This is a genomic window from Mesorhizobium sp. Pch-S (assembly GCF_004136315.1).
Lineage (GTDB): Bacteria > Pseudomonadota > Alphaproteobacteria > Rhizobiales > Rhizobiaceae > Mesorhizobium.
In genome coordinates this window covers 2,747,198-2,761,462 of sequence record NZ_CP029562.1, presented here as the reverse complement: position 1 = coordinate 2,761,462, position 14,265 = coordinate 2,747,198, and the positions used below count along the sequence as shown (strand labels likewise).

The following is a 14,265-nucleotide window of genomic DNA, read 5'->3' as shown; positions in this document are numbered from 1 at the left end:
ACGGAAACGCTCTAACTATTTGTTTTTATGCAAGTCTGGACGGAAACCGCTGCCGGAATTGCTCTGGATACGCTGCAACTTCAGGACCACGCAGAACTCCATCGTTTTCAGACAACAAAAAAGCCGGGTTGAAGCCCGGCTTTTTGAATTCTGTGCAAGCAACCCGTCAGGCAGGCAGGATCGCGCCTTCCAGCGTGGTGAGCTGGTGCAGGAACTGCTCGGCCTTGGTGCGGGACGCATCGTCCTTGGCGTCGGCGATATCCTCGCGCGCCTCCTGGATGCGGCGAGCGATGTCGGCCCGGTCGATGTCGCCGACGGCGACGGCGGATTCCGCCAGCAGCGTGCAGCCCGAAGGCAGGATGTCCGCGAAACCGCCGAACACCACGAAGCGCTGGACATTGCCGGAAGCCGGCTTCACCGTGACGACGCCCGGCTTGATGGTGGTCATGACCGGAGCATGCTCCGCCATGACGGTCATCTCGCCTTCCGCACCCGGAATGACGACGGACTCGACGTCTTCCGAGACAAGCAGGCGCTCGGGAGAGACCAGTTCGAATTTGAAAGCTTTAGCCATGTCGTCTCACTAACGCTCGGAACGAAACGCGCGGACGACATCGCCCGCGCGATTGGTTTTTGCGATCAGGCCGCTTCGGCAGCCAGACGCTGGGCCTTCTCGACCGCCTCGTCGATGTTGCCGACCATGTAGAAGGCGGCTTCCGGCAGGTGATCGTAGTCGCCATCGCAGAGGCCCTTGAAGCCCTTGATGGTGTCAGCGAGGTCAACCAGCTTGCCAGGCGCACCGGTGAACACTTCGGCGACGAAGAACGGCTGCGACAGGAAGCGCTCGATCTTGCGGGCGCGGGCAACCGTCTGCTTGTCCTCTTCCGACAGCTCGTCCATGCCCAGGATGGCGATGATGTCCTGCAGCGACTTGTAGCGCTGAAGGATCGACTGCACCTGGCGGGCGACCTGATAATGCTCGTCGCCGACGATCAGCGGGTCAAGCATGCGCGAGGTCGAGTCCAGCGGATCCACCGCCGGATAGATGCCCTTTTCCGAGATGGCGCGGTTCAACACGGTCGTCGCATCAAGGTGCGCGAACGAGGTTGCCGGCGCCGGGTCGGTCAAGTCGTCGGCAGGCACGTAGATGGCCTGCACCGAGGTGATCGAGCCCTTGGTGGTGGTGGTGATGCGTTCCTGCAGCGCGCCCATGTCGGTGGCGAGCGTCGGCTGATAACCGACGGCCGAAGGAATACGGCCGAGCAGAGCCGACACTTCCGAACCCGCCTGGGTGAAGCGGAAGATGTTGTCGACGAAGAACAGCACGTCCTGGCCCTGGTCGCGGAAGTACTCGGCAACCGTCAGACCGGTCAGAGCGACGCGGGCGCGGGCTCCCGGCGGCTCGTTCATCTGGCCGTACACGAGAGCTGCCTTCGAACCCTGGCCGCCACCCTTCTTGTTGACGCCCGATTCGATGAACTCGTGATAGAGGTCATTGCCTTCGCGGGTACGCTCGCCAACGCCGGCGAACACCGAGTAACCGCCGTGCGCCTTGGCGACGTTGTTGATCAGTTCCTGGATCAGAACGGTCTTGCCGACGCCGGCGCCGCCGAACAGGCCGATCTTACCACCGCGGGCGTAAGGGGCGAGCAGGTCGAGAACCTTGATGCCGGTGACGAGGATCTGTGCTTCCGTCGACTGGTCGACATAGGCGGGAGCCGGCTGATGGATGGCGCGGATTTCAACGCCGTCGACCGGACCGGCTTCGTCGACCGGCTCGCCGATGACGTTGATGATGCGGCCGAGCATGCCCGGACCGACCGGAACCGAGATCGGAGCGCCGGTGTCGTAGACCAACTGGCCACGCACCAGACCTTCGGTGGAGTCCATGGCGATGCAGCGCACGGTGTTTTCGCCGAGGTGCTGGGCGACTTCGAGAACCAGACGGTTGCCGACGTTCTCGGTCTCCAGCGCGTTCAGGATCGCCGGCAGATGGTTGTCGAACTGCACGTCGACAACGGCGCCGATGACCTGGCGAACCCTGCCGGCAGCGCCGGTGGCCTTGACCGCAGCGGTCTTGGCCGGAGCCTTCGTTGCCGCCGCCTTGGCCGGAGCTGCAGCCTTGGCAGGGGCAGCCGTCTTGGCTGGCGCCGCAGCCTTGGCCGGAGCGGCCGCCTTCTTTGCCGGAGCGGCCTTTGCCTCCGCCGGCGCCTTGGAAGCAGCCGCGGCCTTGGCCGGTGCCTCCTTCTTCGGGGTCGCTGCTTTCGCCATCGTGTTTACCCTTTTTCGTCCGTTTGGTTACCGCGTGCTCCTCGCGAAGGCCGCCTGCCTTCGCGGTTCACGCTTAGAGCGCCTCGGCGCCCGAAATGATTTCGATCAGTTCCTTGGTGATCTGCGCCTGACGCTGGCGGTTGTACGTGATCGACAGTCTGTTGATCATGTCGCCCGCGTTGCGCGTCGCATTGTCCATCGCGCTCATCTTGGCGCCCATCTCACCGGCCGCGTTTTCCAGCAACGCCCGGAAAATCTGCACCGCGATGTTGCGTGGGATGAGGTCGGAAAGGATTTCGCCTGGCTCCGGCTCGTATTCATAGACAGCGGCACCGTTGGCGGCTTCGCCCGAAGTTTCCACTGCCGCGGCAGGAATGATCTGCTGCGCGGTCGGAATCTGGCTGATCACCGACTTGAAGTTCGAATAGAACAGCGTGCAGACGTCGAACTGACCGTCGTTGAACAGGCCGATCACCTTCTTGGCGATCGCATCCGCGTTCGCGAAGCTCAGCGTGCGCACTTCGCGCAGGTCGACGCGGTCGATGATCAGCGAGGCATAGTCGCGGCGCAGGATGTCGAAGCCCTTCTTGCCAACGCAGATAATCTTCACCTGCTTGCCGGCCGCGAGGAGCTTGCGGACATGGTCGCGAGCCAAACGCGCGATCTGCGAGTTGAAGCCACCACACAGGCCACGCTCGGCCGTGCAGACGACGAGCAGATGCACGTCGTCCTTGCCGGTGCCGGTCATGAGGGCGGGAGCGTCACCGCCACCGCCGACAGCCTGGGTGATGTTGGCCAGCACCGCGCCCATCCGCTCGGAATAAGGACGCGCCGCTTCCGCGGCCTCCTGGGCACGACGCAGCTTCGCCGCGGCGACCATCTGCATCGCCTTGGTGATCTTCTGCGTCGCCTTGACGGAGGCGATGCGGTTACGAAGGTCTTTTAGTGAAGGCATGCTTCAAACCCGGTCCCGTCTTCCGTCGCCTTACGCGAAGGTCTTGGCGAAATTGTCGATCTCGGCCTTGAGCTTGCCGCGCAGATCGTCCGACAGCGCCTTCTCCTTGCGGATCGCATCGAGAACCGCCTTGCCGGCGGTGCGCATGTGCGAGAGCAGACCCTGCTCGAACTTGCCGACCTGGTTGACTGCCAGCTTGTCCAGATAGCCATTCACACCAGCGAAGATCACCGCAACTTCCTCTTCCGTCTTGAGCGGCGAGAACTGCGGCTGCTTGAGCAGCTCGGTCAGGCGCGCGCCACGGTTCAGCAAGCGCTGCGTGGCGGCATCGAGGTCGGAGCCGAACTGCGCGAAGGCCGCCATTTCGCGGTACTGCGCGAGCTCGCCCTTGATCGAGCCGGCGACCTGCTTCATCGCCTTGACCTGGGCCGACGAACCGACGCGCGACACCGACAGACCGACGTTCACGGCCGGACGGATACCCTGGAAGAACAGGCTCGTCTCGAGGAAGATCTGGCCGTCGGTGATCGAGATCACGTTGGTCGGAATATAGGCCGACACGTCGTTGGCCTGCGTCTCGATGACCGGCAGCGCGGTCAGCGAACCGTTGCCGTTGTCGTCGTTGAGCTTCGCAGCGCGCTCGAGCAGACGGGAGTGCAGGTAGAAGACGTCACCCGGATAGGCTTCGCGGCCCGGCGGACGGCGCAGCAGCAGCGACATCTGGCGGTAGGCGACGGCCTGCTTGGACAGATCGTCGTAGGAAATCAGGGCGTGCTTGCCGTTGTCGCGGAAGTATTCGCCCATGGTGCAGCCGGTGAACGGCGCAAGGAACTGCATCGGCGCCGGATCCGAAGCGGTGGCGGCGATGATGATGGAGTAATCGAGCGCGCCGCGCTCTTCCAGCACCTTGACGAACTGCGCGACGGTCGAGCGCTTCTGGCCGATAGCGACGTACACGCAGAACAGCTTTTCCGATTCCGGGCCGGTCTCGTGCACCGACTTCTGGTTCAGCATGGTGTCCAGAATGATGGCGGTCTTGCCGGTCTGACGGTCGCCGATGACCAGCTCGCGCTGACCGCGACCGATCGGGATCAGAGCGTCGATCGCCTTGAGGCCGGTCGACATCGGCTCATGCACCGACTTGCGGGGGATGATGCCGGGAGCCTTCACGTCGACGCGGCGACGTTCGGTGGCCTTGATCGGGCCCTTGCCGTCGATCGGGTTGCCGAGAGCGTCAACGACGCGGCCGAGCAGGCCTGGACCGACCGGAACGTCGACGATGGCGCCGGTACGCTTGACGGTGTCGCCTTCCTTGATGTCGCGGTCGGCACCGAAGATAACCACGCCGACATTGTCGGCCTCAAGGTTCAGCGCCATGCCGCGGATGCCGCCGGGGAACTCGACCATCTCACCGGCCTGGACATTGTCGAGACCGTAGACGCGGGCGATACCGTCACCCACCGACAGAACCTGACCGACTTCGGAGACTTCGGCTTCCTTGCCGAAGTTCTTGATCTGGTCTTTCAGAATTGCGGAGATTTCCGCGGCGCGGATGTCCATCAGCCGACCTCTTTCAGTGCAAGCTTGAGCGAATTGAGTTTGGTTTTAAGCGACGTGTCGATTTGGCGCGAGCCCATCTTCACGATCATGCCGCCGAGCAGCGAAGGATCGACCGTAACGGTGATCGCAACGTCCTTGCCGGCGACGGCTTTCAGTGCGGCCTTGAGTTCTGCTTCCTGGGCCGAAGTCAGCGCATGCGCCGACGTCACCTCGGCAGCAGTCTCGCCACGATGCTCGGCAGCGATACGGCGGAACGCCTTGATCATGCCGGGCACGGCGAACAGACGACGATTGCCCGCCACCACACGCAGGAAGTTCCCGGCGAGACCGGAGATCTTGGCCTTCTCGGCAATGGCGGAAATGGCGCGAACCTGCTCCTCGGTGGTGAACACCGGGCTTTCGATCAGGCGCTTCAGATCGGCGCTGCCGGCGAGCAGAGCATCGAAGCTGTTGAGATCGGCTTCGACCTTGGCGACGGATTTCGCCTCGAGCGCGAGCTCGAAAAGCGATGACGCATAGCGTTCTGCGACAGCGGAGATTGGCGAGGACGTTTGGGCCACGGACCGTCTTTTCTCTTGTCTGAGAGGCCGCAGATCGTTGGCGCGAGCGAAAACTCTGGCTAAATCTTTGACCTTACTGCATTTTTTCAAGCCAAGGGACGCGGCTTCCGCTGTCCCCCGGTCGAAAGTCGGTTGCCGTCTAGCACAGGCTTTTCAGGACCGCAATGCGTCCACGGACATGCTTTCAAGGCACTTTTGTCGCATCCGGCGGCCGAGTTCAATGGCTGGCGGCGGATTCACCGCGATTCAGGGCAAAAAGCCAAAGGCGAAGGCAAGCGGCAACACCGCCAGCACGAGCTCCACAACCACCGCGCCCCAGTTGTAGGGTGTATTGGCGCCATCGGACATCATGGCAAGCACTCGCCCGAAGGCGGTGAACAGCCACGAGAAGCCGAGCGCCATATAAAGCAGCGGCTGGGCCAACAGAATCGCGCAGAGCCCTACTCCGAGATAAAAACCCGCCATGCGTGCCCGCCCTTCGGCGATGGCCTCCGGCTTTTCCGGCTTAGGCTGCAAGCGCAGCAATTTGAAACAGAGACCTGGCGCAAAGAACAGCGCCAGACCGAGCAGCAACGTTATCGCCGCGCTCGACCATGCGAGCCACTCACCCTGGGTGGTCGGCCAAGGAAATGAAAATTCCATTTTGGTCCCCTCGAAACGAGACCGCATTGAAGATCATCGCCTTGGGAAGTCAAGCGCGCAGACGCACCCCGGCAACGGGTCAAATTCACCTGCTTGACCATATATCAGAACACTGATATCAGAACACTGATACATGGAGACGATCGAATGGGTATGAGAATTTTTCTCGCTGGGGCCAGCGGAGCGGTCGGGCGACGCCTCACGCCGATGCTTGTCGAAAAGGACCACCTGGTGTGGGGCACCACCCGCTCGGCCTCAAAAGGCGAGGAGCTGAAAACGGCAGGCGCCACTGCCGTGATCGTGGACGTGTTCGATGCCGACGCGCTGTCGGCAGCCATGCTTGAAACCAGGCCCGAGATCATCATCCACCAGCTGACCGACCTGCCGAGGGATCTCGACCCGGCACGGATGAGCGAAGCGATCGTGCGCAACGCCCGCATCCGCGACGAAGGCACCCGCAATCTGGTCGAGGCTGCAAAGCGGGCCGGTGCCAGGCGACTGATCGTGCAGAGCATCGCCTGGGCCTATGCGCCCGGCCCGCTGCCGCATGACGAGAAGGACCCGCTCGATACCGGCGCGGAGGGGCCACGTGCCACCAGCATCAACGGCGTCATTGCGCTCGAACGTCAGGCTCTCGAAGCGCCGATGGACGGCGTCATCCTGCGCTACGGCCAGTTCTATGGTCCAGGTACCGGATTTGATACACCGAAACCGGGCGCGTCCGTACACATCGACGCGGCCGCCTGTGCAGCGTTGCTCGCCGTCGATCGCGGCGCCGGCATCTACAACATCGCTGAGCCGAACGGCCAGGTCTCCATTGAAAGAGCCATTGCGGAGCTTGGTTGGCATGCCGATTTCAGGAGAACCACGCCATGAGCAGCCAGGTTTTTCACGACAGGATCCCGCATGGCCTGGCGAAGCGGCGGTACGTCCTCGCATTGGCCGTGGTCGCTGCAGCGGGTGCAGTCTCGGCAGGGTTGTACATGACGGCACCGAGCTCGCGACCCGACGCCATGCATATGGCTGAAGGCAGCATGCCTGCTGTGGCCTCGGGCCGCCCGGTGACGGAAATCAAGCCGATCTCCTGCACACCGCTGCCGGACATTCCCGGCAAGGCAGTGACGGTGGCCATTGTCGACTTTCCCCCGGACGCCTACACGCCGCGCCATCACCATCCCGGCAACGTGACCGCGTTCGTCTTGAAAGGCACATTGAAATCTCAGCTCGCCGGCGAGCCGCCGATGACCTACACGCAAGGACAGAGCTGGTTCGAACCGAAAGGTGCAATCCACCTGTTCGCGGAGAACGCCAGCAAGACCGAACCGGCATCCTTGCTTGCCATGTTCGTTGCGGACGAAAACTGCGGCCCCTTGACGGTGCTTCTGCCTGACGACCACGATGGCCATTCCAGATGAGAGGAGAGACGTCATAGCCGCCCCGGATTCCAGACAGCCAATACCGCGTGTCGGCGAAGGCAAGCGCGGCGAGGACGGCTATTTCGGTTATCTGCTGCGCCAGGCGGCGGGTGCCTATCGCTATCGCATGGAGGCGACACTCGCGGATCTCGGCATCACCCAGCCGCAGTTCGCGGTGATGGCGATGCTGAGTGGCTATCCCGGCCTGTCCAACGCCGATCTGGCACGCGCGGCATTGCTGACGCCGCAGACGCTGAGCGTTATCGTCGCAAATCTGGAAAAGGCCGGCACGATCGTGAAACGCCGCCACGCCAGCAACGAGCGCATCCGCCAGCTGGAACTGAGCGAAAAGGGCAAGGCACTTTATGCCGAGGCGCGCGGCCGCGTCCGCCTGCTCGAAGCCGATCTCGCCGCCGGATACTCCGAGGACGAACAGAAGATCGTTCGCCGCTGGCTGGCAGCCGTTACGGCCGGCACACCCGAAGACTAGAGGGTTTTTGCGGGATGTGGAGACGCTCTGAAGCTTTCTGGACGGAAACCGCCGGGCACTGAACTTGCTCCAGGCTGTTTGGCCGTTTCGTTCAAGATCGCGGCGAGATGCCGGAGCATGGTGCGATACGTTCACACCATGCGAGGTCCGCCATGAACCCGTCCCTTCAACTTCTCGGCTTCATCCTGCTCGGTGGCGTCTTTGTCTGGGCGGGGCTGGAGCATTTCCTGCGCTTCCGCGCCATCACCGGGCAACTTGGCGAGCATGGCTTCCCGGCACCTGTACCATTGCTTGCGGCCGGCTCACTGCTTGAGGTCACAGCCGGGCTATGCGTGGTCCTTGGCTTCCACAGGTCCTATGCAGCTGCCGCCTTGATCGTCTTCACCATCGCCGCAAGCGGGCTTGCGCTCAATTTCTGGCGCTACTCAGGCCCGCAAAGGCAGGGCCTCCGCTCCGCCTTCATCATCAACTTTGCCGTTGTCGGCGGCCTGCTCCTGGCGATGGCCAGTTGAACACCAGCGAAGGTGTCGGAAACGATTTCGGCAAAAATGATGCGCGATCCAACCTGATATATCAATTGATATATCAATGCAGATTCAAAGTTTTAATGTACACCAGCGACATCCATCGCGATGATATCCGCGAGCAGCTCCAACCCGTCGCCAGTGCCGGCAACACGCAACTGCAACGAGCCCGCATCGCCAAGCCAGGCGATCTGCTCGGTGAAGACCATGCGCGTTTGAGACGCCTCGGCAAAAAACTCGACCGTCGCAAGTGAGGCTGAAAGCCGCTCACCGCCAAAACCCATGTCGAAGGCATAGATGATGCGCCGCGCAGGCACGATATCGAGATAGCGGGCAAAGAAGGTCTGCTCCTGCCCCTCGTCAGTACGCCAGCGCTTGGCCTCGACACCACCGACGCGAAAATCGAACTCCTCCTCGAGCACCGTCCAGTCGGGATGACAGGAGGTCCAGCGCTCCTTCAGCGCGGGCTCCGAAAAAAAGCGAAAAGCATGTTCCGGACTGGCGGCCAGTTCGCGCTCGACGACGAAGGTCTTGTGTTCGACAGTCATGATCATTCCTCTTCCGGCATGTCGGCAATCGCCTGGGCAAGGCGATCGAATGCAGCATTGAGTGCTGTTTCCCGCGCACCCACCCAGTCGTTCACCGGTGCGAACGCATCGCGCCGCATGGCATAGGTGCGCGTTCGACCGGCCTTGCGCGAAACCACGATACCGCCCTCTTCCAGCACCTTGAGATGCTTCACCGCTGACGGCAGCCGCATATTGGCCGGTCGAGCCAGTTCTTTCACCGTCGCCGGGCCGCGCGCCAGCTGTTCAATCATGCCGCGCCGGCCGGGATCGGCGAGCGCCAGGAAGATGCGGTCAAGAGGCTGGGTTTGCTGCATGGATTATCCTCAGACAAAGGCGGCGCCGCTTGCGAACCGCTCCGGCATGGCGTCGCGATAGGGGAACATTGAGAAGAAGGGCTGCGCTTCTGCAAGTGTTCTCTTCACCGCTGGCCGGGCCAGCAGGCGTTCGAGATAGGCGCGGAGATTATCCTGATCGGCACCGAACGGGTGCACGATCGAGGAAAAGAAAAGGCAGGGCGCTGCAGCACAGTCGGCAATGGTGAAGTCGTCGCCAATCACCCATTCCCTGCCTGCCAGCTGGCCGTCGATCATGGCGTAGGCCGTATCCAGCGTGTTGCGGGCATGGGCGACGCCGACCGGGTCGTTGCCGCCCTCCGGCCGCAGCCGGTCGGTAACGATCTTCTGCATCGGCTCACTGACATAGAGATCGAAAAAGCGCTCCACAAACGGGCATCGAGCCGGGCCTCCGGTTCCCGCGGCAACATCGGAGAAGGCCCCGGATAATGCCGCTGCACATATTCGATGATGATGCTGGTCTCCGGAACGACGCGGTTGCCGACTGCATCATGCAACACCGGGATCTTGCCGACCGGCCATCGTGCGAGATGGCTCGCCGCCGAACCGGGATCCAGGAGGTCCACGGTCTCGGACCGAAAATCGAGGTCGTTCTCATAAAAGGCGATCAGCACCTTGTGGCAGAATGCTGCGAGCGGGTGGAGATAAAGGGTCAGCGACACGAGTGGTCCTCATAGTTTCCAGATCGGGAAACTATTCGCCTGAGATCCGCAAGGCAACAAAAAGTTTCCATCAACGGAAACCTTTCTCATCCATCCCGCCAACCCTTGCCACCGCCTCGGTCTGCCGTTCAGATATGCCATCCCGCTGTTGGACAAGCGCTGGCGATGAAAATTCCCGAACGGCTTGCCTGGACGATCGATCGACTCGGCATCGCGGGCAACGAAACGATCCTCGAAATCGGCGGCGGACGCGGCATCGCTGCAGCGCTCGTGCTGTCGAAACTGACGACCGGCAGGCTGGTTGGCATAGACCGCTCCGACACGGCGATCGAAGCTGCGCGTGCACTCAACGAAATTGATGAACGCGGCGGCAGGCTACGGCTGGTTCAGGCCGCCATCGAAAACTTCGATGCCGGCGCCGACCGTTTCGGCATCGCCTTCGCCGTCAACGTCAACCTGTTCTGGATCGACGCGGATGAAGCCCTCAAAACCCTCCGTGGTTTGCTCGAACCCGACGGCAGACTTGCCCTCGCCTATGAACCGCCATCGGCGAGCCAGATCGAATCAATCAGCGCCAAGCTCCGTGCCAGGCTTGAAACCGCAGGCTGGCATATCCGGAGGGTCGAAGAAGCGAAACATGCGCCCCTGCTGCTGATGGTCGCCATCCCGCGTTGATGAACGCGCCTACAGCGGCTTGATCAGCCGATGCAGCACATGACTTTTCGCACCGATGTGTCGCGGTTCGAACGTTTTCTCCAGCACGAACCCCTCGCGCTCCCAGAAGCTGCGGCCACGCGTGTTGATATCGAGCACGGCAACCAGAAGCCGCTGGCACAGCCGCGCCCGTGCCTCGCGAGCGAGATGCTGCACGAAACGCCGGCCAACACCCTGTGCTCGCATACCGGGATCGATCAGCAGCAGCCCGATATAGGCATCCGATGCTTCGGGAAAACCGAAAGCCATGTCTGCGATTCCGATGATGGCATCCTGCCCGTCAAAGCACGCCAGCTTGAGGGAGCTTGCCGGATCGCACCCCGGAGGGCAATCCTCGAAGAATGCTTGAACGCTCGCCGCATCGGGGAGCTCACCGCGCTCCATCAATACATAGTCGCCTGCCCGCTCGTAGAATGCCGCTACGCCCCTACCATGCTGCTCTCGGTTGAGAGGATGGAATTCGAGGTTGCTGCCTGCGACATCGCTCATGGAAAGGACTTCACAGGAAGCTCTGCGGATCGATATCGACACTCACCCGCACCGATCCCCTCACTTTCGGTCCCTCGGCCAGCATCTGGCGTACGAAACCCTGCATGTCGGAACGGCGCTCGCCATGCACGAGCAGGCGAAACCGGTGACGGCCACCGACCAGAGCCAACGGCGCTTCCGCAGGCCCCAGCACGAAGATATCCGACGCATCCGGTGCCGCCCGGCGCAAGCCGCGCGCATGCGCTTCTGCGTCGTGGCGCGTCTCGGCGCTGACGATGATACCGGCGAGCCGTCCGAACGGCGGTAGCGCAGCACGCTCGCGCTCCGCGATCTCGCGCTCATAGAAAGCACCGACGTCTCCCGAGACGATCGCCCGCATGACCGGGTGGTCCGGCTGGTAGGTCTGCAGCAGCCCAAGGCTCTTCTTGCCTGTGCGGCCGGCCCGGCCCGTTACCTGAGACAGAAGCTGGAAAGTGCGCTCGGCCGCGCGCGGGTCGCCATTGGCAAGGCCAAGGTCGGCGTCGACGATGCCAACCAGCGTCATGTTCGGGAAGTTGTGGCCCTTGGCGACAAGTTGCGTGCCGATGACGATATCAGCCTCGCCTTTCGCGATGGCCTCCAGTTCGAGCCTCAGTCGCCGCACCCCGCCGACAAGGTCGGAGGACAGCACGATGGTGCGTGCATCCGGGAAAGTGGCGACCACCTCCTCGGCGATGCGTTCCACGCCAGGACCGCACGCCACCAGATGGTCGACGGTGCCGCACTCCGGACAGGCATCGGGACGCCTCTCGCTGTGGCCGCAATGGTGGCAGACGAGTTGCCCGCGAAAGCGATGCTCGACCAGCCACGCCGAACAGACCGGGCAGCCGAAACGGTGACCGCAGGACCGGCACAGCGTCAGCGGCGCGTAACCGCGCCGGTTGAGGAACAGCAGCGACTGCTCTTCCCTGGCAAGGGTCTTGGTCATCGCCTCGACAAGCAGCGGCGACAGGAAATTGCCACGCGCCGGTGGCGCACGGCGCATGTCGATCGAGCGCAAGGTCGGCAGGGCGGCTTCGGCGAAACGTGCGGGCAGGTCGACACGGGCATAGCGGCCCTGATTGGCATTGACCTGGCTTTCAACCGACGGCGTGGCCGACGCGAGCACGATCGGGAAGGCGCCGATATGGCCGCGCACCACCGCCATGTCGCGGGCATTGTAGAAGACCCGGTCCTCCTGCTTGTAGGCAGGGTCGTGCTCTTCGTCGACGACGATAAGGCCAAGCTCCTTGAACGGCAGGAACAGTGCCGAGCGCGCGCCGGCCACCACCCGCACCGTGCCTTCCGCGACCTGCCGCCACACGCGCTCGCGCATTTTTGGCGCAAGGTCGGAATGCCATTCCGCCGGCTTGGCTCCGAAGCGCGTCTGGAAGCGTTCGAGGAAAGCATGGGTAAGCGCGATTTCCGGCAGCAGGATCAGCACCTGCTTGCCTTTGTCGAGCGCTGTCGCCACGGCTTCGAAATAGACTTCCGTCTTGCCCGATCCGGTGACGCCGTCGAGCAGCGTCACGCCAAAGGTCCCCGCGGCGGCCCCGGCGCGCAGGGTCTCGGCTGCCGCCGCCTGATCGGGCGTCAACTCTGGCCGCGCATAGGTCGGGTCGGGTGCCGCCACAACCGGACGCGGCGGGATCATCACCGTCTCGAACACGCCCTGCGCCCTCAGGCCGTCGATGACGGTCGAGGAAACACCGGCCGCATGTGCCAGGCCCGAGCGCGTCCACGCCAGGCCGCCATCGGCGGTTTCCAGGACGCGAGACCTCGCGGCGGTGATCCGGTCCGGGATCGCAGCGGTACGCTGCAGGCCTTCGATCCAGGGTTCCGGATCGAAGGCCTCGGGCGCGCGCAACAACATGCGCGCAACGAGGCCGGGCGGGGTCAGCGTGTATTGCGCGATCCAGTCGACGAAACGGCGCATGTCGTGATCGATCGGCGGACAGTCGAAGACATGGTCGATGGGTCTCAGCTTCCTGGCGTCGACGTGCTCGATCGCGCCATCCCATACGACCCCCGCCACCAGCCTCGGTCCGAGCGGCACCCGTACGATGGAACCTGGCACGACATGCATGCGTTCCGGCACCGCGTAGGTGTAGGCTCGTTCGGCCGGCATCGGCACCAGGACGGGTGCAGCCGTCGTGAAGGGCGAATCTTCTTTCATGACGCGTGACCTTGCCCCGACTTTGGTCTAGAGCAAAGAGCAACGCCAAGCCCCAGAACGCTTGCAACAGCGCAGTGCCTCATTCCCTCCCAAGGAGACCACCATGAAATTCTTCGTCGACACCGCAGATGTGAAGGAAATCCAGGAGCTCAACGCGCTGGGCCTGCTCGATGGCGTCACCACCAACCCGTCGCTGATCCTGAAATCCGGCGGCAAGATCGATGAGGTCACCAAGCAGATCTGCGACATCGTCGAGGGTCCGGTCTCGGCCGAAGTCACCGCCACCGATTTCGACGGCATGATGAAGGAAGCCAAGGTGCTGGCCAGGATCGCCGACAATGTCTGCATCAAGGTGCCGCTCACCCTCGACGGCCTCAAGGCCTGCCGCGCCATCCGTGCCGAAGGCCGCATGGTCAACGTCACGCTCTGCTTCTCGGCCAACCAGGCGCTGCTTGCCGCCAAGGCCGGCGCCACCTTCATCTCGCCCTTCATCGGTCGTCTCGACGACATGGGCTTCGACGGCATGGAAGTGATCGCCGAGATCCGTCAGGTCTATGACAATTACGGTTTCGACACCGAGATCCTGGCCGCCTCGATCCGCACGCCGGACCACGTCAAGCGCGCCGCCCTGATCGGCGCCGACGTCGCCACCATCCCGCCGGCCACGCTGAAGGCCCTGGTCAAGCATCCGCTCACCGACAAGGGGCTTGAACAGTTCCTCGCCGACTGGGCAAAGACCGGCCAGAAGATCGGCTGATTTCAGCTTTCGCTAGAGCATTTTGTAGCCAAGTGGAATCACTTGGCGTTACAAAAATGCGACGAAAACAAAAACTTAGAGCGTTTCCGTGAAAAACGGAAACGCTCTAG

At 62.8% G+C, this 14,265-nt stretch carries 16 protein-coding genes and 1 pseudogene; 6 read left to right on the top strand and 11 right to left on the bottom strand.

Going from position 1 to position 14,265, the window contains the following annotated elements; all coding sequences use genetic code 11:
- Positions 1–166: 166 nt before the first annotated feature.
- The 6 genes from C1M53_RS12770 to C1M53_RS12745 form a co-directional block, all read right to left on the bottom strand.
- Positions 167–574: a F0F1 ATP synthase subunit epsilon gene (locus tag C1M53_RS12770; protein ID WP_129412587.1), complete on the bottom strand. Its 408-nt coding sequence runs from the start codon at positions 572–574 to the stop codon at positions 167–169.
- Positions 575–639: 65 nt separating this feature from the next.
- Complete coding sequence (gene atpD, locus C1M53_RS12765) at positions 640–2,271, bottom strand: F0F1 ATP synthase subunit beta (RefSeq protein WP_129412586.1); 1,632 nt, start codon at positions 2,269–2,271, stop codon at positions 640–642.
- Between the two features lie 73 nt (positions 2,272–2,344).
- Complete coding sequence (locus tag C1M53_RS12760; RefSeq protein WP_129412585.1) at positions 2,345–3,226, bottom strand: F0F1 ATP synthase subunit gamma; 882 nt, start codon at positions 3,224–3,226, stop codon at positions 2,345–2,347.
- 30 nt (positions 3,227–3,256) lie between these two features.
- Positions 3,257–4,786 (bottom strand): F0F1 ATP synthase subunit alpha, encoded by a 1,530-nt coding sequence (gene atpA, locus C1M53_RS12755; RefSeq protein WP_129412584.1) that lies wholly within the window; start codon positions 4,784–4,786, stop codon positions 3,257–3,259.
- Positions 4,786–5,346, bottom strand: a complete 561-nt coding sequence (locus C1M53_RS12750; RefSeq protein ID WP_129412583.1) for a F0F1 ATP synthase subunit delta — start codon at positions 5,344–5,346, stop codon at positions 4,786–4,788. The genes atpA and C1M53_RS12750 overlap by 1 nt, the downstream gene beginning before the upstream one ends.
- Positions 5,347–5,592: 246 nt before the next feature.
- Entirely contained in the window at positions 5,593–5,988 is a 396-nt protein-coding gene (locus C1M53_RS12745; RefSeq protein WP_129416150.1) for a DUF4345 family protein, read from the bottom strand.
- 147 nt (positions 5,989–6,135) lie between these two features.
- On the opposite strand from C1M53_RS12745, the gene C1M53_RS12740 reads away from it, so the two are divergent.
- The 4 genes from C1M53_RS12740 (at position 6,136) to C1M53_RS12725 (ending at position 8,405) form a co-directional block, all read left to right on the top strand.
- The gene (locus C1M53_RS12740; RefSeq protein WP_129412582.1) at positions 6,136–6,864 is read left to right on the top strand and encodes an NAD(P)-dependent oxidoreductase; all 729 of its coding nucleotides are present in this window, start codon (positions 6,136–6,138) and stop codon (positions 6,862–6,864) included.
- The gene (locus C1M53_RS12735; protein WP_129412581.1) at positions 6,861–7,403 is read left to right on the top strand and encodes a cupin domain-containing protein; all 543 of its coding nucleotides are present in this window, start codon (positions 6,861–6,863) and stop codon (positions 7,401–7,403) included. Before C1M53_RS12740 ends, C1M53_RS12735 begins: the two co-directional genes overlap by 4 nt.
- On the top strand, positions 7,387–7,893 hold the full coding sequence (locus tag C1M53_RS12730; protein ID WP_129412580.1) for a MarR family transcriptional regulator: 507 nt from the start codon (positions 7,387–7,389) through the stop codon (positions 7,891–7,893). Before C1M53_RS12735 ends, C1M53_RS12730 begins: the two co-directional genes overlap by 17 nt.
- A 152-nt stretch (positions 7,894–8,045) precedes the next feature.
- Positions 8,046–8,405 carry a DoxX family protein gene (locus tag C1M53_RS12725; RefSeq protein ID WP_129412579.1) on the top strand — a complete coding sequence of 120 codons (360 nt, stop codon included), beginning with the start codon at positions 8,046–8,048 and terminating at the stop codon, positions 8,403–8,405.
- A gap of 92 nt (positions 8,406–8,497) precedes the next feature.
- Here the strand turns inward: C1M53_RS12725 and C1M53_RS12720 are convergent, their stop codons facing one another.
- From C1M53_RS12720 to C1M53_RS12710, 3 genes and pseudogenes are all read right to left on the bottom strand, one after another.
- Positions 8,498–8,965 (bottom strand): SRPBCC family protein, encoded by a 468-nt coding sequence (locus C1M53_RS12720; RefSeq protein WP_129412578.1) that lies wholly within the window; start codon positions 8,963–8,965, stop codon positions 8,498–8,500.
- A 2-nt stretch (positions 8,966–8,967) separates the two neighbouring features.
- Positions 8,968–9,300 (bottom strand): metalloregulator ArsR/SmtB family transcription factor, encoded by a 333-nt coding sequence (locus C1M53_RS12715; protein ID WP_129412577.1) that lies wholly within the window; start codon positions 9,298–9,300, stop codon positions 8,968–8,970.
- A gap of 9 nt (positions 9,301–9,309) precedes the next feature.
- A pseudogene (locus tag C1M53_RS12710) lies at positions 9,310–10,001 on the bottom strand (glutathione S-transferase family protein).
- A 165-nt stretch (positions 10,002–10,166) separates the two neighbouring features.
- Here C1M53_RS12710 and C1M53_RS12705 point away from each other — a divergent pair.
- The gene (locus C1M53_RS12705) at positions 10,167–10,676 is read left to right on the top strand and encodes a class I SAM-dependent methyltransferase (RefSeq protein WP_129412576.1); all 510 of its coding nucleotides are present in this window, start codon (positions 10,167–10,169) and stop codon (positions 10,674–10,676) included.
- Between the two features lie 9 nt (positions 10,677–10,685).
- Here the strand turns inward: C1M53_RS12705 and C1M53_RS12700 are convergent, their stop codons facing one another.
- Both C1M53_RS12700 and C1M53_RS12695 read right to left on the bottom strand, forming a co-directional pair.
- Positions 10,686–11,204: a GNAT family N-acetyltransferase gene (locus C1M53_RS12700; protein ID WP_129412575.1), complete on the bottom strand. Its 519-nt coding sequence runs from the start codon at positions 11,202–11,204 to the stop codon at positions 10,686–10,688.
- A 10-nt stretch (positions 11,205–11,214) separates the two neighbouring features.
- Positions 11,215–13,398: a primosomal protein N' gene (locus C1M53_RS12695; protein ID WP_129412574.1), complete on the bottom strand. Its 2,184-nt coding sequence runs from the start codon at positions 13,396–13,398 to the stop codon at positions 11,215–11,217.
- Positions 13,399–13,501: 103 nt separating this feature from the next.
- Here C1M53_RS12695 and fsa point away from each other — a divergent pair, with 103 nt between their 5' ends.
- Positions 13,502–14,155, top strand: coding sequence for a fructose-6-phosphate aldolase (gene fsa, locus C1M53_RS12690; RefSeq protein ID WP_129411694.1), 654 nt, complete (start codon positions 13,502–13,504; stop codon positions 14,153–14,155).
- Positions 14,156–14,265: the final 110 nt, after the last annotated feature.